Source organism: Streptomyces sp. LS1784 (assembly GCF_020103755.1).
In the GTDB taxonomy this organism is placed as follows: Bacteria; Actinomycetota; Actinomycetes; order Streptomycetales; family Streptomycetaceae; genus Kitasatospora.
In genome coordinates, this window is sequence record NZ_JAHSQD010000097.1 from 1 (window position 1) to 21,429 (window position 21,429).

At 72.6% G+C, this 21,429-nt stretch carries 20 protein-coding genes; 8 read left to right on the forward strand and 12 right to left on the reverse strand.

Features of this window, described 5'->3' with window-relative positions:
- On the reverse strand, positions 1–871 hold an 871-nt coding region (locus KS423_RS14330; protein WP_224279106.1), incomplete at its 3' end, for an AraC family transcriptional regulator.
- Positions 872–1,249: 378 nt separating this feature from the next.
- On the opposite strand from KS423_RS14330, the gene KS423_RS14335 reads away from it, so the two are divergent.
- Complete coding sequence (locus KS423_RS14335) at positions 1,250–1,765, forward strand: hypothetical protein (RefSeq protein ID WP_224279108.1); 516 nt, start codon at positions 1,250–1,252, stop codon at positions 1,763–1,765.
- Between the two features lie 55 nt (positions 1,766–1,820).
- On the opposite strand, the gene KS423_RS14340 is transcribed toward KS423_RS14335, so the two are convergent.
- Positions 1,821–2,603, reverse strand: coding sequence for a GntR family transcriptional regulator (locus KS423_RS14340; protein ID WP_224279110.1), 783 nt, complete (start codon positions 2,601–2,603; stop codon positions 1,821–1,823).
- A gap of 197 nt (positions 2,604–2,800) precedes the next feature.
- Between KS423_RS14340 and KS423_RS14345 the strand changes: the two genes are divergently transcribed.
- Positions 2,801–4,345 carry an alkaline phosphatase family protein gene (locus KS423_RS14345; protein ID WP_224279112.1) on the forward strand — a complete coding sequence of 515 codons (1,545 nt, stop codon included), beginning with the start codon at positions 2,801–2,803 and terminating at the stop codon, positions 4,343–4,345.
- 98 nt (positions 4,346–4,443) lie between these two features.
- Here KS423_RS14345 and KS423_RS14350 read toward each other — a convergent pair whose 3' ends face one another.
- Complete coding sequence (locus KS423_RS14350) at positions 4,444–4,947, reverse strand: YfbM family protein (protein WP_224279114.1); 504 nt, start codon at positions 4,945–4,947, stop codon at positions 4,444–4,446.
- A 262-nt stretch (positions 4,948–5,209) separates the two neighbouring features.
- On the opposite strand from KS423_RS14350, the gene KS423_RS14355 reads away from it, so the two are divergent.
- Together KS423_RS14355 and KS423_RS14360 are read left to right on the forward strand one after the other, a co-directional pair.
- On the forward strand, positions 5,210–6,220 hold the full coding sequence (locus tag KS423_RS14355) for an aldo/keto reductase (protein WP_224279116.1): 1,011 nt from the start codon (positions 5,210–5,212) through the stop codon (positions 6,218–6,220).
- A 70-nt stretch (positions 6,221–6,290) separates the two neighbouring features.
- Positions 6,291–6,710 carry an SRPBCC family protein gene (locus tag KS423_RS14360; RefSeq protein WP_224279119.1) on the forward strand — a complete coding sequence of 140 codons (420 nt, stop codon included), beginning with the start codon at positions 6,291–6,293 and terminating at the stop codon, positions 6,708–6,710.
- Between the two features lie 621 nt (positions 6,711–7,331).
- Here the strand turns inward: KS423_RS14360 and KS423_RS14365 are convergent.
- From KS423_RS14365 to KS423_RS14380, 4 genes are read right to left on the reverse strand one after another with little or no spacing between them, the layout of a single operon-like run.
- Entirely contained in the window at positions 7,332–8,531 is a 1,200-nt protein-coding gene (locus KS423_RS14365) for an ABC transporter permease (RefSeq protein ID WP_224279121.1), read from the reverse strand.
- A complete protein-coding gene (locus KS423_RS14370; RefSeq protein WP_224279123.1) occupies positions 8,513–9,235 on the reverse strand; it encodes an ABC transporter ATP-binding protein in 723 nt (240 codons plus the stop codon). The genes KS423_RS14365 and KS423_RS14370 overlap by 19 nt, the downstream gene beginning before the upstream one ends.
- Positions 9,232–10,323 carry a peptidoglycan-binding protein gene (locus KS423_RS14375; protein ID WP_224279125.1) on the reverse strand — a complete coding sequence of 364 codons (1,092 nt, stop codon included), beginning with the start codon at positions 10,321–10,323 and terminating at the stop codon, positions 9,232–9,234. The genes KS423_RS14370 and KS423_RS14375 overlap by 4 nt, the downstream gene beginning before the upstream one ends.
- Positions 10,316–10,813, reverse strand: coding sequence for a hypothetical protein (locus tag KS423_RS14380; protein WP_224279127.1), 498 nt, complete (start codon positions 10,811–10,813; stop codon positions 10,316–10,318). Before KS423_RS14380 ends, KS423_RS14375 begins: the two co-directional genes overlap by 8 nt.
- A 123-nt stretch (positions 10,814–10,936) precedes the next feature.
- On the opposite strand from KS423_RS14380, the gene KS423_RS14385 reads away from it, so the two are divergent.
- From KS423_RS14385 to ligA, 3 genes are all read left to right on the forward strand, one after another.
- Positions 10,937–11,602: a response regulator transcription factor gene (locus KS423_RS14385; protein ID WP_224279129.1), complete on the forward strand. Its 666-nt coding sequence runs from the start codon at positions 10,937–10,939 to the stop codon at positions 11,600–11,602.
- 29 nt (positions 11,603–11,631) lie between these two features.
- Complete coding sequence (locus tag KS423_RS14390) at positions 11,632–12,819, forward strand: cell wall metabolism sensor histidine kinase WalK (RefSeq protein WP_224279131.1); 1,188 nt, start codon at positions 11,632–11,634, stop codon at positions 12,817–12,819.
- Positions 12,820–12,894: 75 nt separating this feature from the next.
- Positions 12,895–14,946 carry an NAD-dependent DNA ligase LigA gene (gene ligA, locus KS423_RS14395; protein ID WP_224279133.1) on the forward strand — a complete coding sequence of 684 codons (2,052 nt, stop codon included), beginning with the start codon at positions 12,895–12,897 and terminating at the stop codon, positions 14,944–14,946.
- A gap of 284 nt (positions 14,947–15,230) precedes the next feature.
- On the opposite strand, the gene KS423_RS47345 is transcribed toward ligA, so the two are convergent.
- Both KS423_RS47345 and KS423_RS14410 read right to left on the reverse strand, forming a co-directional pair.
- Positions 15,231–17,930 (reverse strand): WD40 repeat domain-containing protein, encoded by a 2,700-nt coding sequence (locus KS423_RS47345; protein WP_263454850.1) that lies wholly within the window; start codon positions 17,928–17,930, stop codon positions 15,231–15,233.
- A gap of 173 nt (positions 17,931–18,103) precedes the next feature.
- Positions 18,104–19,045, reverse strand: a complete 942-nt coding sequence (locus KS423_RS14410) for a hypothetical protein (RefSeq protein ID WP_224279135.1) — start codon at positions 19,043–19,045, stop codon at positions 18,104–18,106.
- A gap of 305 nt (positions 19,046–19,350) precedes the next feature.
- Between KS423_RS14410 and KS423_RS14415 the strand changes: the two genes are divergently transcribed.
- Positions 19,351–20,163 carry an arylamine N-acetyltransferase gene (locus tag KS423_RS14415; protein ID WP_224279137.1) on the forward strand — a complete coding sequence of 271 codons (813 nt, stop codon included), beginning with the start codon at positions 19,351–19,353 and terminating at the stop codon, positions 20,161–20,163.
- Between the two features lie 54 nt (positions 20,164–20,217).
- On the opposite strand, the gene KS423_RS14420 is transcribed toward KS423_RS14415, so the two are convergent.
- The 3 genes from KS423_RS14420 to KS423_RS14425 form a co-directional block, all read right to left on the reverse strand.
- A complete protein-coding gene (locus tag KS423_RS14420; RefSeq protein WP_224279139.1) occupies positions 20,218–20,469 on the reverse strand; it encodes a hypothetical protein in 252 nt (83 codons plus the stop codon).
- The gene (locus KS423_RS48480; protein WP_374119952.1) at positions 20,418–20,792 is read right to left on the reverse strand and encodes a hypothetical protein; all 375 of its coding nucleotides are present in this window, start codon (positions 20,790–20,792) and stop codon (positions 20,418–20,420) included. The genes KS423_RS14420 and KS423_RS48480 overlap by 52 nt, the downstream gene beginning before the upstream one ends.
- A gap of 53 nt (positions 20,793–20,845) precedes the next feature.
- Positions 20,846–21,429, reverse strand: a 584-nt coding sequence (locus KS423_RS14425; RefSeq protein WP_224279142.1) for an RNA-guided endonuclease TnpB family protein, incomplete at its 5' end; no start/stop codon positions are given.

Genomic DNA, 21,429 nt, shown 5'->3' on the forward strand with positions numbered 1-21,429 from the left:
CGCAGCGGGTGGCGACGGCGTGGACGGGCAGGGCGCGCAGCGCGGGGTCGGCCAGGTCGCGGCCGGCCCGCTCCAGCCGGCGGCGGCGGATGAAGGCGGCGACGGTCTCGCCGTCGGACTGCCGGGTGAACAGGCGGTGCAGATAGCTGACGGAGATGTGGTGGGCGGCGGCGATCGCGGCGGGCGTCAGGTCGGGGTCGTGCAGGTTGCGTCCGATGAAGGCCCGGACGTTCTCGACCAGGGCCCGCTGCCGGGTGTCGTCGGGCACGGCGGCCTCGGCGTCCAGTTCCCGGGCGAGCCAGGCGGCCACCAGGTCGACCACGACGCCGCCCAGGCGGGGGGTCTCGACGGGGCCCAGGACGGCGGCCTGCCGGTCGAGGCTGAGGAGGAAGTCCGAGAGCAGCGCGCAGCTGCCCTCCCGGGAGGAGAAGCCGCGGCCCAGCAGGTCCTCCAGCCGGTGCGGCGGCAGCGGCAGCAGGGCGGTGGGGAAGTCGACACCGACGGCTTCGATCCGCAGGTCCGCGGGGGACCGGGCGGCGCGGGAGCCGAAGGCCCGCAGGTCGAACGGGTGGGAACTGTCGAGCATGTGCAGGTTGCCGGGCCCGAAGGTCTCGGTGCGCCCGGCGTCGCGGGTCAGGGCGAAACCGCCGTCGAGCAGCAGGGTGAGGTGGAACACCTCCGGGTCCGAGCGCCGCACCCGGCGTGCGGTGCGATGGAAGCGGGTCGGCAGGAAGGAGCTCCGCAGGAGAGTCACCGGGCCCAGTTCCAGGCGCCGCATCTCCGCCCGGAAGTCGTCGCAGTGGACGCTGGTCACCTCGCTGTCCCGGGTGCGGCTGACCAACTCCCGCCAGCAGTCGAACCGTTCCTTCACGGGTACACCCTCGCTGCGGAACACGCTCTCCGTGCTCGTGGCCACTGTCCGCCCTTCCCTGCCGGGTTCCGTCCCCTCCCTGCCCGGCCGGGCTCCCCTTCCCCACCAGGTGTCACCGACTCCTTGCAGCCGGTGACACCAAAACCTACAAGGTCAGGCCCGGTGACCTGCGCCCGGGCCCGGGTCCGGGCGCAGGCTGCGGGAACCCCGGTGAACCGGCCGCCGCGCACCGCCCGTTGACATGAACACAGGGGCCGAGGGGCTCCACTCCCATCGCGCGACCGCCGGGCGGGCCCTCGGCCTCCGGGCCCGCGCGGCCGTCAACGACACCGTGCCGCGGCCGGCCAGGAGCCGCGCCGCAGCAGAAAGAGGGGAACGATGAGGAACACCGGCACGACCAAGCGCGCTCTCGCCTTCGCCGGCGCCGCACTGGCACTGGCCTCGCTCACCGGGCTGACGACCGCCACCAGCGCCTCCGCCGACGTCAACAGCGAGTGGAACTGCTCGCGCAACCCGAGCGGCTGGGACCACATGAACTGGGGCAGCTGCCTGCTGCCCGGCGACTCGCTCGTCTCCGCCAACGGCGCCTACCGGCTGACCTACCAGAGCGACGGCAACCTCGTGGAGTACGACCGCTACGGCACCGCGCTGTGGAACACCGCCACCTTCGGTGCCGCGGGCAAGGCGATCATGCAGTACGACGGCAACTTCGTCGTCTACGACACCTTCAAGAACGCCAAGTGGGCCACCGGCAGCGGCTTCGGCTGCAACCCCAGCGCCAACTGGGTGCGCATGCAGAACGACGCCAACATCGTCGTCTACCGACCGCACGACAACGGCAGCCCCTGGGTGCCGGTCTGGTCCTCGCAGTCCGGCCGCGTCGGCACCTGCTGACGAACCGTCGACGCCCCGGCACCGGCGGCCGCCCCCACGGCCGCCGGTGCCGGCGTCAGTCCTCCTGGGGCCGGTCGGCGTTTGGGGCGCCGAGGGCGAGGGTGAAACTGAACCGGTCGCCGCGGTAGAGGCTGCGCACCTGCTCCAGCGGGCGTCCTGCGGAATCCAGGCTGCGGCGGTGCAGCAGCAGCATCGGCAGCGCCGGCGGGGTGCCGATCAGCAGGGCCTCGCGCGGGGTGGCCGGCACCGTCTCGATCCGCTCGTCGGCGGCGCCGATCCGCACCCCCTGCTCGCGCAGGTAGCCGTAGAAGGACCCCTCGGGGTCGAAGTCCCGTGCCAGCGCGGGCACCCGGGCGACCGGTACGTACGTGGACTCCAGTCCGACGCGTTCCTCGTTTGCGCGCAGCACCCGCTCCAGGTGCCACAGCGGCTCGCCCTCGGGGACCTCCAGGAGCCGGGCCATCGCCGCGTCGGCGGGCAGCCGCTCCAGGGTGATCAGGGTGCGGCCCGGACGCAGGCCCTGGCGCGAGACGCCCTCGGTGTAGCTGCTCAGGGACAGCGGCTGCTCGATCTTCGGCCCGGCCACGACCGTGCCCCGGCCCTGCCGGCGCAGCCGGCCCTCCAGCAGCAGCTCGCGCAGCGCCTGGCGCACGGTGGCCCGGGCGACGCCGTGACGCTGCGCCAGATCGGCCTCGGTGGGCAGCCGCCCGCCCGGGCCCAGTTCGGCGATCAGCTCCTCCAGGCGGGCCTTGACCAGGTAGTACTTGGGCACCCGGCCGTGCTCGGGGACGCCGGCGCGGGCGGCTTCGGGGCCGGCCCGGGGGATGGGGTGATTCACCGCTCAAGCCTATCGAGCGCCGTCCGGGCCGGGCGGCCGCCTCAGATGCAAAATCACGGACTGGTAACGGGTCTGGTCTGAATTTCGGCGGTTGTTCATACAACCGTGGATTCACGGAGAGTCGGCCCTCGCCCGCCCGACCCATCCTCACTCCCGGTGCAACTGCACCGCACTGACGACCGGTTGGGAGACCTCCGTTGCGCACCTCCCGCTCCACCCGCACCGCCACCCGCACCGCCGCCCTCGCCGCCGTCACGGTCGCCACCACCGTTGCCGCGCTGATCCCGCTGTCCGGCGCGGCCTCAGCCGCGACCGCCGCCGGCTCGTACAACGGCCTGCCGAACGGCACCAAGCAGGCCAAGACCCTGGTCATCGGCGTCGACGGCACCCGCTACGACAAGCTGCTCACCGCCGACGCCCCCAACCTCAAGGCCCTGATGGCCGGCGGCATGACCGCCACCGGCAACCTCTACGCCAACCCGATGGCCCCCACCCTCTCCGGCCCCGGCTGGTCGACCATCGCCACCGGCGTGTGGCCCGACAAGCACCAGGTGAAGGACAACAGCTTCACCAGCTCCCGCTTCGACGCCTACCCCGACTTCGCCACCCGCCTGGAGAACGCCGACCCCGGCAACTCCACCCTGGTGATCGGCTCCTGGAACCCCATCGCCGGCAACGTCTTCAACGGCCGCGCCGACCTGCGCGTCCAGGAGAGCGAGAACGACACCAAGACCGCCGCCGACGCCGTCGACTACCTCTCCCACGGCAACCCCGACACCACCTTCCTGCACTTCGACCAGGTCGACGAGGCCGGCCACGACCACGGCGGCGCCAGCGCCGACTACCTGACCGCCCTCCACTCCGCCGACACCCTCGTCGGCCAGGTCCTCCAGGCCGTCACGTCCCGCCCCACGTACGCCTCGGAGGACTGGCTGATCATCGTCACCACCGACCACGGCCACACCGACGCCGGCGGCCACGGCGGCAACAGCGCCAACGAGCGCCAGACCTTCCTGATCGCCAACGGCACCGGCTACACCCCCGGCTCACGCCGTTACGACGTCAAGCCGGTCGACATCGCCCCCACCGTCCTCAAGCACGAGGGCGCCCTCGTCGACCCGGCCTGGAAGCTCGACGGCCGCCCGATCGACGAGATCGTCCCCGACGCCTTCGACGTGCTGCGCCCGAGCCTGCAGGCCCGTACCGACGAGAGCGGCATCCCGGCCGCGGTGAAGGGCTGGACCCACACCCCGCCGGCCGGCTGGAGCATCGACAACTCCCGCATGCCCGGCGGCGGCGTCACCGAGTGGCGCGGCTGGACCTTCGCCACCGACGAGTTCTGGACCGCCGCCCAGCTCGGCCAGTCCCGCGAGACCAACGTGCGCGCCCGCAACGTGTTCGCCGTCGCGGACTCCGACGAGTGGGACGACAAGGCGCACGGCGCCGGCCAGTTCGACTCCACCCTGGTCGGCCCCGCCTACCCGGTCTCCGGCGCGAGCCGCGGCGTGCTGTCCTTCGCGACGAACTACAAGATCGACGGGCCGCAGACCGGCGACGTCTACGTGGTCTTCGACAACGGCGCCCCGCAGCTGGTGAAGTCCTACCGCAGCGACCTCGACACCGTCGAGAACCTCCCCGTCACCGTCCCTGCCGGCGCCACCACCGCCCGCTTCCAGTTCCGCTACACCGGCACCAACAGCGCCTTCTGGACCGTCGACCAGGTCGCCTTCACCACCTCCTGACCCGGACGGCGCGCAGGCGGGGGAGGGGCGCCGGGCCTCGCCCCTCCTGCCGCCGTCCCCGCCGCCCGCCCGGGTCCGCTGCCGGGGCCTTGCGGGACTCAGGCGGACCAGACGAGGAGCCCGTGCCGGTAGCGAGCGGTGGTGCGGACGAACGCGGTGAGGGCCGCATGGTGCGCCTGGAGGTAGGGCAGGTCCGGGTCGTCCTCCCAGAGGCCGGTCGGGTAGACGTCCGCCCGGACGAGGTCGGCCGCGGTGGTGTCGCCGAGCAGAGCGGGGAAGGGGAGGTCCGCGAGCGCGTCGGCGGCGAGCCGGACCTGCTCCGGCGTGAGCACCCGGGGCGGCCCGTAGCCCCAGTCGTCGGCCCCGGGCAGCTCCTCCCCGCCGTGGGCGAGGTCGACCGGGAAGGCCCGCCGTTCGAACAGGAAGCGCAGCGCGTCCCAGGCCTTGCCGGTGTTGTGGGTCCGGCGCTCCGAGGGGCTGACCGGCCGCTCGGACTCCTGCTCGGCCACCTCGTCGGCGAAGGCCGAGATCCAGTCCGGCTCCCGGGCTGCCCGCTCCAACTCCCGTTGGTTCAGGCGGAGATACTGCGTGACAATGCTCATGAGGCGGATCCTACGAAGGGCCGCCGACAGATCCCGCGAAGGGCGGCCTACGAATCCCGCGAAGGGCGGCCGACGGATCCCGCGAAGGGTGGCCCGCCCGGGTGGCGCCGCCCAAGGAACGGCCCACCCCTTGCATTGCCCAGCGCATGCAACTATTGTTTCTGCATGTAAGGCGCGCCTGCATCGATCACTCGGTTCAGGCGCAACCCCCGGCGGGCACCCCCTCCCCACGGGCGCCCGCCTGCTCCGCAAAGGCACTGACATGTCCCTCAAGGAAATCCTTCCCGGCAAGCTCGGCTTCGGCACCGCTCCCCTCGGCAACATGTTCCGCGCGATCCCCGACGTCGAGGCCCTGGCCACCGTCGAGGCGGCCTGGGAGCACGGCATCCGCTACTACGACACCGCCCCCTTCTACGGCGCCGGCCTCGCCGAGGAGCGCCTGGGCGAGGTGCTCTCCACCAAGCCCCGCGACGCCTACGTGCTGTCGACCAAGGTCGGGCGCGTCATCCTCGACGAGCCGGAGGAGGGCGACCGCGACCTCGGCGAGAAGGGCGGCCTGTTCGAGCACGGCAACCCGAACAGGATGCTCCACGTGTGGACCGCCGAGGCCACCGAGCGCTCCATCGAGGACAGCCTCAGGCGCCTGGGCACCGACCGCCTGGACATCGTCTGGGTCCACGACATCGCCCAGGACTTCCACGGCGACCAGTGGCTGGCCAAGTTCGAGGAGGCCCGCACCGGCGCCTTCCGCGTCCTGTCCCGCCTGCGCGACGAGGGCGTCATCAAGGCCTGGGGCCTGGGCGTCAACAAGACCGAGCCGATCGAGCTCACCCTGGCCCTGGACGAGCCCCGGCCCGACGGCTTCCTCCTGGCCGGCCGCTACACCCTGCTCGACCACGACCACGCACTGCAGCGCCTGCTGCCCATGGCGCAGGAGCAGGGCGTCGACATGGTCGTCGGCGGCCCCTACAGCTCCGGCATCCTCGCCGGCGGCACCCACTTCGAGTACCAGGCCGCCCCGCCGGAGATCATCGAGAAGGTCGCCCGCCTGAAGGCCCTCGCCGACAAGCACGGCGTGTCCATCAAGGCCGCCGCCCTCCAGTTCTCCCTCGCCCACCCGGCGACCGCCGCCGTCATCCCCGGCGCCACCAAGCCCAGCCGCATCGCCGAGGACCTCGCCGCACTGAACGAGACCGTCCCGGCCGCGTTCTGGCAGGAGCTGCGCGCCGCCGGCCTCGTCAGCCCGGCCGCCCCGCTGCCCAACGGCGCCTGAACCCCCGCCCCCACCGCAGCCCCACACCCCCACGCCCCCACACCCTCGCCGCAGTACAGGAGAATCGATCATGGCCTCCACCTCCGTCAGCCGCATCGTCCCCGTCTCGCCCGACAAGGTCTGGAGCCTCATCGGCGGCTTCGACGCCCTGCCCGACTGGCTCCCCTACATCCCCGAGAGCACCGCGTCCGAAGGCGGCCGCGTCCGCAGCCTGAAGAACCCCGAGGGCGAGGTCATCGTCGAGCGCCTCGTCGACTTCAACGAGGCCGAGCGGCACTACAGCTACGCCATCCTCCAGGCCCCGTTCCCGGTCGACGGCTACGCCTCCACCCTGCGCGTCCACACCGTCCCCGGCCGCGACGACCTTGCCGAGGTCCAGTGGTCCGGCCGCTTCAACCCCGTCAACGCCACCGAACAGGAAGTCGTCGACCTGTTCACCGGCATCTACGCCGACGGCCTCGACGCCCTGAACAAGACCCTCGCGGGCTGAGCGCAACCCTCCACCCCGCGTCCTGCGCCCCGCAGACCCGGGCGGTCGGCGGCCCGTACGAGGGGAAACCGATCATCAGGGCTCCTTCGTGGATACCCCCGGCCGTGGATACCCCTGGCGAATACGCCCGAAAGACCTGGAACGCCTGACTACTGCCCGTCCTCTGTCCGCTGGTCGCCGCCAAGGCCCACGGACGCACCGCGGCCGCCTGCGCCGCCCTCGCCGGCCTGCTGACCACCAGCGCCGTCAGTGCCTGCTTCGCCCTCGGCCGGCTCACCACCGGATTCCCGCTGCTCACCGCCCTGGGCCCGCTGATCGTCGCCCAGCACCTGTACCGGCGGCGCCGCTCGGGTGGTGAACGGACCACCGCCCAGTGGCGCGAGGGCCGCCGGCTTCCGCTCCCGGCCCCATCCGGCACCGAACCCGCCGCCGCCCTCGCCGCCCCCGTCCCCGACGGCACACCCCCGGGCACCTGGCTCGCCCTCGCCGACGGCCGCGTCCTCGGCACCGGCCACACCCCCGGCCAGGCCCGCCGCGACGGCACCGACACCCCCACCACGGCCCGGCTGGTCTGACGTCCCCGCAAGGCTCTGTCGGTGCCGGCCGCCGTGATCTTTTCTCCTACCCCGACTGAAGAGCGAGGGTCGGTGAGAGCCGGGCAGCACGGACTGCCGGGTACAGTCCCGCCACCGACCCGATGAGCAGGGTGGCGGCGAAGCCGCCGCCGACCGCCCACGGAGGGATCACCCAGGGCATGCCGCCCGAGGCGGCGAACGCGTACGTGGCTGCCGAGCCCAGCACCACGCCGGCCAGGCCGCCGAGTCCGGAGAGCAACAGGGACTCGGTGACGAACTGGATGCGGATCTGTCCGCGGGTGGCGCCCAGGGAGCGGCGCAGGCCGATCTCGTGACGGCGCTCCAGCACTGAGATGATCATGGTGTTGGCCACCCCGACGCCACCGACCAACAGTGCCACGCCGCCCAGTCCGAGCAGCAGACTGTCGAATGCGCCCTCGGTCGCGGCCTTGGCCTGAAGGGCTGCGGACGGGTTGGAGACCTTGACGTTCTGCGGATTCTGCGGGTCGGCGGTGCGTGCGAGGAGCCCGCGGACCGACTCGACGGAGGCGTCCGAGGAGCGTTCGTAGATCTGGGTGGGGTGGCCGTCGAAGTCCAGGAGTGTGCTCGCGGCCTGCCAGCCCACCAGCGCGGACCGTTCGATCTCGGGCGCCAGCGGAATCGGGTCGAGGATGCCGATGACCGTGAAGTACTGGCTGCCGATGAAGACTTGCTGACCGGGTCCGGTGATGCCCAGGCGTTCGGCGGCGACGCTTCCGAGCACCACCGAGGGGTAGCGTCCGTTCGCTTCGTTGAGCCAGGTGCCCGCACCGATCGTGCCGCGCAGAGCCTTCAGCAGATCCTCGCCGGCGGCTTTCACGGAGAGACCGGAGGTGTCGCTCCTGGAGATCTTTTCGCTGCGCCGCACGGTCGGTTTCAGGTCTCCGGTCGCGCCGACGTGTTCGACGCCGGGGATGCGGCCGATCATGCCCGGTGCCTCCTCGGGCAGCTGGGCCGCTTTACCGCTGAACAGGTCCTCGCCGGGGGCGACCTTCAGCATGTTGGTGCCCAGCTTGTCGAGCTGCTGGAGCAGTTGGGCCTTACTGGAGGCGGAGATGCCGACCACCGCGATCATCGTGGCGATGCCGATGGCGATGCCCAGTGCGGACAGCACGACGCGCATCGGCCGGGAGCGCAGACCCGCCGAACCGACGTGGAGGACGTCGCGGGGGCCGAGGCGGGCGGGGGTCAGTCGGTCGCGTGGCATTGTTCCCCGCCTTCTGCCGACTCCGGCGCTCTGGTGTGCGTGTCCTCGACGACCCGGCCGTCGCGGATGCGGACCTGGCGCGGCAGGGCGTCGGCGATCCCGCTGTCGTGGGTGATCACCGCGATGGTGGCTCCGTCGGCGTTGAGGTCGTGCAGCAGCTGCATGACGGCTTCGCCGGAGGCGGAGTCCAGGGCGCCGGTGGGCTCGTCCGCCAGCAGTAGGTCCGGCTCGCCCACCACCGCCCTGGCGATGGCCACCCGCTGTCGCTGTCCGCCGGACAGCTCGTGCGGGCGGTGGTGCATCCGGTCCCCGAGCCCGACACGTTCCAGGGCGGCGGCTGCACGCTTGCGGCGCTCGGCCCGCGTCAGGCCGGAGTAGAGCAGGCCCTCGGCGACGTTGTCCCGGGCGCTGACCCCGGCCACGAGGTGGAAGGACTGGAAGACGAAGCCGATGTGCCGGGCGCGCAGTGCGGACAGCCGACGGTCGGAGAGGGCCGCGATGTCGTGGCCCGCGATGGCGACGGTGCCGGCGGTGGGGCGGTCCAGGGTGCCGACGATGTGCAGGAGGGTGGACTTGCCCGAACCGGAGGGGCCGACGATGGCGAGCAGCTCCTTGCGTTCGATGCGCAGATCCACCCCGCGCAGCGCCGCGACCCCGCCCGGGTACTCCTTGGTGACCTGGTTCAGTTCGACGACGTTGGTCATGTGTTGGGCACTCCGACCTTCATGCCTTCCGTGAGACCGGATCCGCTGACCTCGACCCTTCCCTGCCCGAACAGGCCGAGCTTGACGGGAATTTCGCGGGCCTTCCCCTCTTCCACGACCTGGACGCCGAAGCCGCCGGCGGGCAGGGCGAGCAGCGCGTTGACCGGGACGGTCAGTACGTTCTCGTGCGTCTCGCCCTTGAGCTCGACGGTGACCGGGGCCTGGTCGATGCCCTTGACCTGCGACGGATCGTCGAAGGTCACCCGTGCAGTGACCTTGGCGGACTGATCCTGCCCGCCGCCGCCCTGGTCCTTCTCATCCGAACCGGCACTGCGGTCGACGGAGGCGACCTTTCCCTTGGCCTTGTCACCGCCGGGAAGGTTGATCTCCACACCGGTACCGGGCTCGGCGAGCCCGGCATCGGAGACGTCGAGCTTGATCTGTACCTCGCGCTCGGCCCCGGTGACGGTCAGCACCGGGCGGCCCGGGCCCGTCCGGTCGCCGACGGCCGCCTCCTTCTTCTTGACCCGCACCGAGCTCGGTGTGAAGGCGATCTGGTCCGGGCCCGTCTCACCGGTCTGCTGCAGGCCGTGGGACTTCTGCCAGCGTTTGAGCGCCTCCGCCGTGCCGGAGGTGAACTCCTCGTCGACGGTCAGGCCCGCCCCGTAGCCGAGGGCGCGGAGGTTCTGCTTCAGCTGCCGGACGTCCGGCCCCTTGTCCCCGGCCTTCAGCGTCCGGTACACGGGCCGCTCGCCGTACAGCAGCCAGACCTTGCCGCCGTCGGCCTCGTAGAGCGCCTCGTTCTGCTTGATCACCGCGCCGTTGTCCGGGAGCCAGGTGAGGGTGCCCTCGGCGCCGCCGTTGAGCTTGCGCTCCTCGGAGTAGCCGAGGGTTCCGTCCACCCGGGTGCGGCTGCTCAGATCCTGCCGCTTCACCGTGTCGGTCTTCTGCGGCAGGCCGTCCGTGCGCCGCTCCTGGCCCCTGGTGTCGTCACCGCTCACCGAGACGGCCGCTGCCCCGCTCACCAGTGCGCCCGCCACGACCAGCGAGGCGATCACGTGCTTTCCGGGACGCCTGCGCTCACTCACCGTTCTGCTCATTGCACGCCTTCTGGGCCTTCTCCATCTTGTCCTGGCTCACATTGGCGCCGGCTCCCACCTGGCCGGTCAGCCGACCGTCCTTCATCTCCGGGTCCGGCATGTCGATACCCTGCTCACGCATGCACTTCGCGAACCCGACGGCCTTGTCGAGGGCCTTCGCCTGCTCTTCCTGGCTCATTTCCTTTGCGGCACCGGGCAGGTCCTTGCAGGCCTCCTGCGCCTTCTTGAACACCTTCTCGTCCCTGACCTGGACGCCTGCGGCGTGATTGCCCTCCGGCTCCTGCACCTCCACACCGTTGTCACGCAGACACTGGCGGTACTTGTAGCCGTCGTCCTCCTTCGTGCCCTTACCGGACGCGCCCGAGCCCTGAGCACTGCTGCCCTTGCCGGAATCCACACCACCTCCGGTGCAGCCGACAGCGAACAACGCCAGACCCGCGACGAACGCAGCCGCCATGCCGTGCTTGACGCTCCCCATGGAATTCCTCCGTATCCGAGACCCGATGGCCGACGGAAGGAGGCTGACACAAGCCCGCATTTCGTCTCTCTTAGCGAAAGCGCTTACACCGACGAAATGTCGCATCAGGTACACATGGATGTCATGCGTGTACTGATCGTGGAGGACGAGGAATTCCTGGCGGACATGATCGCCGAGGGACTGCGGCGCGACGCCCTCACCGCCGACGTCGCCTACGACGGCTGGGAGGCGCTGGACCGGCTGCGCCTGGGCGACTACGACGTGCTCATCCTCGACCGCGACCTGCCCGGCCTGCACGGCGACGAGATATGCCGACACGTCGTCGAAGCGCGCCTGCTGACCCGGGTGCTGATGCTCACCGCCGCCGGTTCCGTCAGCGAGCGCGTCGAAGGTCTCGGCCTGGGCGCGGACGACTACCTCTCCAAGCCCTTCGCCTACGCGGAACTGCTCGCCCGCGTCCTGGCCCTGGGCCGCCGCACCCGGCCCGCCCTGCCGCCCGTGATCGAACGGGCGGGCGTCACCCTGGACACGGCCCGCCGCCAGGCCCTCCGCGACGGCCGCTACCTCGCACTGTCCCGCAAGGAATTCGGGGTGCTGGAAGTGCTGATGCGCGCCGAGGGCGCGGTCGTCAGCGGCGACGACCTGATCGAGCAGGTCTGGGAGGAGAACAGCGGCTACCGCGCCAACGCCGTCCGGGTCACCCTCAGCAAACTCCGCGCCAAGCTGGGTGAACCCCAGGTCATCGACACCGTGCCCGGCCACGGCTACCGCATCAGTGGAGCCACGTGAACCGGCCGTCCACACCACGCACACGGCGCATGCGGCTGCCCGGCGGCGAACGGGTCCGGCTGACGGCACTCTACGGCGGGCTGCTCGTACTGGCCGGAGCCATGCTCATCGGCCTGATCAACTTTCTCGTGACCCAAGACCTGTACACCACCATCCGTACAGCCGTGGCACGGTCTCCGGCCGATATCCCCGAGGGCTCTGATCCCTCCCTCTACGTCTCCGCCGGACGCGTAGTTCCGGGGCCCGTCCCCGCTCAACGCGACCAGGGAGCCTCCGAGACCATCACGGTGTTCACACAGGCCGCTGAACAGGCCGCCCAGAACCGGCTGTTGACCGTCTCACTGGTCACCCTGGCCGTCTTCGCCATCGTCTCCGTCGCGCTGGCGTGGTGGATGGCCGGACGGGTGCTGCGCCCAGTGGGGGTGATCACCCGTACCGCCCGGCGACTGTCCGGGGAGAACCTCCACGAGCGCATCGCCCTCGAAGCCCCCGCGGGCGAGCTCAAGCAACTCGCCGACACCTTCGACGACATGCTCGACCGCATGGAGCACCTGGTCGGCGCGCAGAAACGGTTCGCCGCCAACGCCGCGCACGAGCTGCGCACGTCGCTGGCAGTGCAGCGGGCGGCGGCGGAGATCGGGCTGGCCACCTCCGACCCGGAGGCCGTCGCGCGCATCCGGCGCAAGCTCATCGAGGTCGCCGACAGCAGCGAACGGCTCATCGAAGGCCTGCTGCTGCTCTCCGTCTCCGATCAGGGCCTGGACCACCGCGAACCGGTCGCCCTGGACGAGCTCGTCCGTTCCATCACCGCCGAGTACGCCGTCTCGCAGCAGGCCCGCGGCCACGGCATCACCGTCCGGTCCCGGACCACGCCCGTGACGGTGCAGGGCGACCCGGTGCTGCTGGTGCACCTCGTGCGCAACCTCGTCGGCAACGCCCTCCGGTACAACCACGACGGCGGCCACGTCACGGTCACCGTGCACGGTCGGGCGCTGGAGGTCGACAACAGCGGCCCCCATGTGCCGCCGGAGACCGTCCCGTATCTCTTCGAGCCCTTCCGGCGCCTGGAGGAGCGCCGGCACGCCCCCGGCGAGGGCGCCGGCCTGGGCCTGTCCATCGTCGCTTCGATCGCCCGCGCCCACCAGGCCCGCACCGACGCCGAGGCGAATCCGGACGGCGGACTGACCATCCGCATCGTCTTCCCGAGCCCCGGGTGACAACCCGCCGCCGGATATTCGCACCGGGCCCTCTCGATGCAAGGCTTTGTCAGTGCCGACCGTCATGATTCCCGCATGATCGACACCGCCGCTCCGCTGGCCTCCCCGTCCGCGTACGCCGACGCCGTCGCCACCGCCGTCCAGGCCGCCGCCGCGTACTACGCCGACGGCTCCACCCCGCTCGGGGACGACGAGTACGACGCCCTGCTGCGGTCCATCGCCGCCTACGAGAGCGCCCACCCCGGCCAGGCGCTGCCCGACTCGCCGACCGGAAAGGTGGCCGGCGGCGCCGTGACCGGCGACGTCCCGCACAGCGTGCCGATGCTCTCGCTGGACAACGTGTTCTCCGCCGAGGAACTGGAGTCCTGGGCCGCCGGGCTGGAACGGCGCCTGGGCCGGCCCGTCGCCGCCTGGTGCGTGGAGCCCAAACTCGACGGCCTCGCCATCGCCGCCCGCTACCGCGCCGGGCGCCTGCAGCAGGTGATCACCCGCGGCGACGGCCTCGCCGGCGAGGACATCACCCACGCCGCCGACGCCATCCTCGGCCTGCCCGCCGAACTGACCGAGCCCGCCGACATCGAACTGCGCGGCGAAGTCCTGCTCACCCAGGACCAGTTCGAGCACGCCAACCGGGTGCGCGCCGACCACGGCGCCACCCCCTTCGCCAACCCGCGCAACGGCGCCGCCGGCACCCTGCGGGCCAAGGACCGCCCCTACCGGATCGAGCTGACCTTCTTCGCCTACGACGCCATCGGCCCCGAGGACCTCGCCCACAGCGCCCTCCTGGAACACCTCGCCGCCCTCGGCGCCAACACCGCCGCCACCACCGCCGCCCGCCCGCAGCACTGCGCGGGCACCACGGAGGTCCAGCAGCGCATCGAGGAGATCGCCGCGCTGCGAGCCGAGCTGCCGTTCGGGATCGACGGCGTGGTGGTCAAGGCCGACCTGGCCGCCGACCGGGCCGAGGCCGGCTCCGGCTCGCGCGCGCCGCGCTGGGCGGTGGCCCGCAAACTGGCCGCCCAGCACAAGGTCACCCGGCTGCTCGGGGTCGAGTGGAACGTCGGGCGCACCGGGATCATCGCCCCGCGCGCGGTGCTGGAACCGGTGGTGATCGACGGCGTCACCGTCACCTTCGCGACCCTGCACAACCCCGCCGACATCGAACGGCGCGGGCTGATGATCGGCGACCAGGTCTTCGTCTACCGGGCCGGCGACGTGATCCCCCGGGTGGAGGCCCCGGTGCTCGACGCCCGCACCGGGGCCGAGCAGCCGATCGCCTTCCCCGAGGCGTGCCCGCGCTGCGGCGACGCCATCGACACCACCGAACAGCGCTGGCGCTGTATACGCGGCCGCAACTGCCAGGCCGTCGCCTCGGTCCTCTACGCGGCCGGCCGCGACCAGCTCGACATCGAGGGCCTCGGCGGCACCCGCGCCGTCCAGCTCGTCGAAGCCGGCCTGGTCGCCGACCTGGCCGACCTGTTCACCCTCACCCGCGAGCAGCTGCTCACCCTGGAACGGATGGGGGAGACCAGCGCCGACAACCTGCTCGCCGCGATCGCCGCCGCCCGCACCCAGCCGCTCAACCGGGTCTTCTGCGCCCTCGGCATCCGGGGCACCGGACGGACCATGTCCCGCCGGATCGCCGCGCACTTCGGCGGCATGGCGGCGATCCGGGCCGCCGACGCCGAGAGCCTGGCCGGTGTCGACGGCATCGGCACCGAGAAGGCCCGCGTCGTCGCCGCCGAACTCGCCGACCTCGCCCCGCTGCTGGACCGCCTCGCCGCCCTCGGCGTGGGCACCGCCGTCACGGCCCCGGCCGCCACCGCCACGGCGGCGGGGGAGAGCGGTACCGGCGACACCGGCGGGGACGGCGGCCCGCTCGCCGGCGAGGCCGTCGTCGTCACCGGCAGCATGACCGGCGCCCTCGCCGACCTCTCCCGCAACCAGATGAACGAACTGATCGAACGCGCCGGAGGCAAGGCCTCCTCCTCGGTCTCCAAGCGCACCACCCTGCTGGTCGCGGGCGAGAAGGCCGGCTCCAAGCGCGCCAAGGCGGAGGAACTCGGTATCCGCATCCTCACCCCCGAGGAGTTCGCCACCCTGGTGGCCTCCCACCTGTCGGCCTGACCTCCGCCCGCATCGTCAACCACCAGCACCGGAAGGGACGTTCGGGCGGCCGTCGGGCTGCCTTCGGACGGTCGAGGGGCCGAACACCGCCTGGGAAACTCGGATAGCGGCGCACCCGAAGCACCGACAAGGATGCCCTTGCACTCCGTACGCACGCCTCGGTTTCTTTTCCGTGACCGCTGGGGCGACCCTGTTCACGCTGGAGCACCTCGCCGTGTGACGCTCCCCGCCCCGGCCGAGGGCCCGGCCCGGACGGGCCGGGCCCTCGCGTTCCCGCCGGCCCGTCAGGCCGAGGGCGCGTCGGCGGACTCCACCAGCCGGAACACCGCGACCTCCCAGCCGAACCCGACCACCAGCCGGTCCGCCGGGCCCGCGGCCAGCGCGCCGATGCGCAGCGGCAGCACCAGGTCGGGACCGACCTGGGCGAGCGTGGCCAGGTCCCAGGTCCGTACGGTGCCGTCCCCGCCGCCGGTGACGAGGGCCGGACGGCCCGAGACCTGTGCGACGATCATCGCGGTGACGTCGTCGTCGGCGGCGCGCAGGGGCGGGCCGACCAGGGCGCGGGTGGTCAGGTCCCAGACGTGCACCAGGCCGTCGTCGCTGCCCGCCGCCACGACCGGGCGGCCGTCGACCACCGCCGTCGCCATTGCCTCGATGCCCGGCCCGTCCTCCTCGTCGTCCGGTTCCTCCGCGTCCTCCGGCTCCTGCACGTCGTCGTCGCCGCGCGGCGAGGCGCCCGGGAGCCCGATCGGCTCGCCGACCGGAGCGCCGGAGGCGAGCTCCCACACCCGCACCGTCCCCTCGTCCGCGGTGACGGCGACCGGCCGGCCGTCGACCACCGCCGTGGCCACCGAGGTCACGCTGTCGCCGTGCCCGGCCAGGGGCCCGTGGAGGACCTCCCCGGTGGCGAGGTCCCAGATCCGGACGAGGCCGTCCGTGTCCCCGGTGACGGCGACCGGCCGGCCGGCGAGCACCGTCGTCGCCACGGCCTCCACGTCGCTGTCGTGGACCAGCGGTGAACCCACCGGGCTTCCGGTGGCCGGATCCCACAGCCGGGCCACCTTGTCGTACGGCCCGATGGTGACCACCACGGGCCGGTCCTCGACCACCGCCGTCGCCATCGCCTTCACCGGCTCCCGGTGGTCGGTGAAGGGGGTGCCCGCCTCGGCGCCGGTGGCCAGGTCCCACAGGCGTGCCGAGTCGTCCCAGGCGGTGCTGACCACCAGTGCGGTGCCGTCGACCTCGACCGTCGCCGCGGCGGTCAGCTCGGCACCGTGCCCGGGCAGCGGGTCGCCCACGGACCGGCCGTCGACGGCCGGGTCCCAGCGGTGCACCCTGCCGTCGTCGGCACCGACGAGCACCACCGGCCGCCCGTCCTCCGTCACGGTCGCGGCCAGCGCCCGGGTCCGGCCGTGGGGCCCGGCGAAGGCCTGGGCGAGCTGCCGTCCGGTGGCCGGGTCCCACAGCCGCACCAGGCCGGACTCGTCGCAGGTGACCACCGCAGCCCCGGCCCCGGTGTCCGCTGCCGCCACCGTCTGCGGCCACTCGCCGGCGGCGACGAGGCGCTCGTCCAGCTGCCGGCCCGTCACCAGGTCCCACAGGGTGGTCGTGCCGTCCGGACCGCCGACGGCCACGGCCTGGTGGCCGTCGACCACCAGCGCGGCCAGCGCCTGCACCGAGCCGGTCCCGGTGGCCAGCGGTGCCCGCAGCCGGCGCCCCTTCGCGAGGTCCCACACCCGCAGCGTCCCCCCGAAGTCCGCGGTCACCGCCACGGGCCGGCGGCCGAACACCGTCGTGGTCATCGCCGCCGGCCTGTCCCGGTGGGCAGCGGCGGAACCGGCCGGCTCGCGCATCGGCTTGCCGACCGGCTCGCCGGTGGCCAGGTCCCAGACCCGCACGCTCCGGTCGTCGCCGCAGGTGACGGCCACCGTACGGCCGCGCACCGTCGCCGTGGCCACCGAGGTCACCCAGCCGGTGTGCCCGGCCAGCGGCGGGTGCAGGAGCCGGCGCGTCGTCAGGTCCCAGACCCGTACGTCCTCGTCGGTCCCGGCGGACACCGCCACCGCCCGGCCGTCCAGTTCGGCCGTCGCCACGGCGTGGACCGGCCCGGCGTGGCCGGTCATCGGCTCGCCGACCGGCTCGCCGGTGGCCAGGTCCCACAGCCGCACGGCGCCGTCGTCCCCGCCGCTGACCACGACCGTGGCGCCGTCCACCGCGACCGGGCCCACGGCGACCGCCGACACCCCCTTCCCGTGGCCCGCCACGCTCCAGCGGCAGCCGCCCAGTTGGGCGCCGCTGGCCCACTCGGCGCGCCGGCGCGGGAAGCGCTCGTCCGCCACCTCCACGGCCTCGAACCGCGCCGCCAGCTTGCCGTCCCCGTACCGGAGGGCGTCGAGCGCCAGCAGCTGGCGGCGCACCTCGGGGCCGGCCCCCCGGTGCCGGTGGGCCGAGGCCTCGTACACCGCGGCGCCCAGGCGCCCGAAGCCCCAGGCCTCGGGAAGCAGAGCCAGCACGGTCGCCGGGACGGCGTTCACCAGGAAACCGGCGTCGGCGAACGGGATGGAGCCCAGGTAGACCGCGACGGCCCGGCGCAGTTCGGGATCCGGCCCCGCGGCCGAGCGCAGCCACAGCGCCACGGCCTCCTCGACCTCGCCGTCGTCGGACAGCATCACCCCGAGCCGCTCCTCGGCCAGCTGGCGGTAGGGGTCGACCTCCGACGTGACCGCGCCGCGCAGCAGCCGCTTCGCCTCCGCCCGGTCGCCGCGGTAGCGCGCCTGGTCGGCCGCGTCGATCGCCGCCGCGGTGCCGACCATGTCCTCGGCCAGCCGCGGGGGCAGGGCGGACAGGTCCACCAGCTCCCCGGGACGCGTCCACGCCCGCGGGTCCTCCTCGACGGGCCGGACGGGTGCGCCGTGCCCGGCGTGCGCACGGCGGCCACCGAACAACCGGCCTATCCAGCCGCGGTGTTCCCTCGATTCGGTCATCGTTCTCCCCACTTCGGTACCGGTCCGGCTGAGCCTACTGATTCGCCCCGGGTGCCGATCCGCTCCCGGCCGGGCGGCCGGAAAACGACGGCCCGCCCGGAGGGCACCGGCTCCGACCTCGACGGCTTCCCGACGGCGACACCGCCACGGGCAGCGCCCGGCCCCGCCCGGCGCTACCGGGGGTTGACGTTGGCAGCGAGGCGGGCGCTCATCTCCGCGTGGGCGCGCTCGGAGTGGGTGTTGGCCGGGTCGTGGCGCAGGCGCAGGTAGTCGTAGAGGATCCGCACGCACCCGTCCCGGGTGGAGCAGGGGGCATCGGAGGCCGGTTCGAGGTCCCTGGTGATCTCCGTCAGCCTCCCGTCGGCCGCCGCGTACACGGGGTGCCAGACGAGCCGCACCGCGGGGTCGAGCGCCATGACCACGCGCAGTTGCGGTACCTCCTGCGCGATGAGGACGCTGTCGGGGTCGTACGCCCGCAGGAAGATGTGGACGGGGCCGCGGGCGCGGCTCACGAAGGCCTTGGACAGGACGTTCCACATCGGCGTCTTGAGCTTCCAGTCCGAGGTGAGGGTCAGCTTGTCGACCACGCCGCCGAAGGCGGTGGACTCCAGCGGGGTGTGGCCCTTGGCGAGGGCGTAGTCGCTGACCTCCCGGCCGCCCGACCACAGGGCCAGCGTCGGCGTGTCGATCTCCAGGTAGTCGCCGACGACCTTCACCAGCTCCTGGTACCAGCTGTTCGAGGCGCGGTGGTCGCGCTGGTCCTGGCGTTCGGTGAACCGTGCCGTGGCCTCGTCGTTGAGCTGTCCCTGTTCGGCGATGCCGCCGAGGACGAGCTGCCAGGCGATCTCCGTGACGTCCGCGGAGAAGCCCGCCCGGGCCATGTCGTCGCGGAACGTGCCCCACTCGCCGTGCGCGGTGGGGTCGGCGGCGTCGCGCCGCGCCTGCTCCCTGGCCCCGGGAGCCTCCTGGCGCTGAAGCCGGCGCGTCACGGCCGCGTTGCCCACCGTCCGCTGGAGGGCGGCGAGTTCGGCGGGGAGCGGCGCCCTCCCGGGGGAGGGCGCGGGGGCCGCGTTCCGGCTGTGCCTGCTCGGTGCGGCCTGGGGTACCGGCGGCATCGAGTGTGTCACGGTCTTTCGCACGCTCCCCGGCCCTTCCACGTGGTTGCCCGGCCCGAGGCCCCGAGACTAGGGCCTCGGCGCAGCCCCCGCGAGGGCCGGAAGGGCAGTGCGGGGGCATCGTCCGAGGACGGCGCGGCCGCCCCCGGAACGGCCGCAGCGGAACAGCAGCCCCGGAACAGCAGCCCCGGAACAGCAGCCCCGGAACGGCCGCCCCCCGGAACGGTCGGCCCGGGAACGGTCGGCCCGGGACGTAGGACCAAAAGCCGATGGCACCCCGGCCCGCGCCCGGATGGAATGGCCGGATGGATCACGCGCCACATCCCGAGCAGCCGTACCCCGGACTCACCACCGCCCAGCGGACCGCCTACCTCGACCGCATCGCCCTCCCCGACCCCGGCGCACCCTCCCCGGAGGCCCTCGCCCGGCTCCAGCTCGCGCACCTGCGCGCCGTCCCGTTCGAGAACCTGAGCATCCACCTCGGCGAACGCGTCGACCTCGACCCCGGCGCCCTGCTGACGAAGGTCGTGACCGGCCGACGGGGCGGCTTCTGCTACGAACTCAACGGCGTCTTCGCCGAGTTGCTCACCTCGCTCGGCTACCGGGTGAGCCTGCTGGCCGCCCGCGTCCACGACGGCGAGCGGCTCGGCCCGCCGTTCGACCACCTCGCACTGCGGGTGGACCTCGACGAGCCGTGGCTGGTCGACGTCGGCTTCGGCCGCTTCAGCCGCAGCCCGCTGCGCCTGGACGAGCGAGGCGAACAGGCCGACGCCGAGGGCGCGTTCACCCTCGTCCCGGTCGGCGAGCACGACGACCTGGACGTCCTGATGGACGGCGCACCGCAGTACCGTCTGGGTCTGCGCCCGTACCGGCTCGCCGACTTCGCCCCGACCTGCTGGTGGCAGGCCACCTCGCCGGACTCCCACTTCACCCGCTCGACGGCCTGCTCGCTGCTCACCGCGGATGGCGGCCGGGTGACCATCAGCGGCAACCGCCTGATCACCACCACCCCGGCCGGCGAGCGCACCGAACGGACCCTCACCGACGACGAGGCCCTCGCCGCCTACCGCACCCGCTTCGGCATCACGCTGGACCGCCTCCCGGCCCTCCCGGGCTGAGGACGCGTACAACTGCCTTGGCGACAGAGAGGCGAGCCCCGGCGCACCAGGTCGTCAAACTGCCCCGAGCGCCGCGGCTACGGCCTCGCGCACCGCTCCTTCGGCAGGGGCGGGCCTGGCCGTAGCAGCGGCCATTTCCGCAAGCGAGGTCATTGCCACCTCGGGCAGCCCGCAGGCCGTGAACGCCGAGAACGCCGCCAGGTCCGGTGCGATGTTCAGAGCGAACCCGTGGCTCGTCACGCCGCCACGTATCCTCATGCCGATCGAGGCGACCTTCTTGTGCTCCGGCGTCCAGACCCCGACCAAACTCTGGGCCTGGGCGGGGTGTCGCGTCGAACGGCCTGCAGACCCAGCGAGTCCAGGGCACTGACCAAGCCGTGCTCCAGCCAGCGCACGATGTCCCCGGGGCCGCGCTCACGGAGATTGATCACCAGGTAGCCGATCAGCTGTCCCGGTCCGTGGTAGGTCGCCTGACCACCCCTGTCCACCTCCACCAGAGGAATCCCGGTTCGCGCAGGCAGTTCATGACGCGGTGTCCGGGCACTGTAGGTGATCACTGGGGGATGAGTGAGCAGTACCAGCCGATCCGCAACCAACCCCTCTTGACGCTGTCGGACCCAGCTGCCCATCTGCTCAACCGCTTCGACGTAGGGAATCTCACCCAGTTGACTTCCTCCCCGCGCTAAAGCACGGGGATTCCGGCCGTACGTGCCGCGTGGGAACTTCGCCCCATGCGTGCGCGCGTCGCCGGTGGTTGGCGCTTCACGGACCGCCTCGTGGCGAGGTCTCCACGCCCTGACACCGCATGCCCTGCGGCGTTGAGGATGTTCTTCGCGGCGTTCACGTCGGCATGGTCCCCGTGCCCGCAGGCCGTGCACCCGAAGACCGCTTGGCTCTCACGGCTCTTCGGATCCACATGCCCGCAGGCGTTGCAGGTCTGCGACGTGTACGCGGGGTTCACCAGCACCACGCGGGTGCCGGTGGTACGCGCAGCGTTGCGCAGCGCGCGTTCGAGCAGGTGCCAGCCCTTGTCGAGGATGGCCCGGTTGAGTCCGGCCTTGGCGCGGACGCCCCGGCCGGGTTGCTCGACGGTGCCCCGTGCCGAGGTGGTCATGTTCCTCGTGCGGAGGTCTTCCAGCGCCACCAGCGCGTTCGCGGTGGTCAGTGCGTGGGCGGTCTGGGCGCAGAAGTCCGCACGGCGGTGGCGGACCCGGCCGGTGATCGTATTGATCTTCGCCAGCACGGCCCGACGGCGGTTGCTGCCGC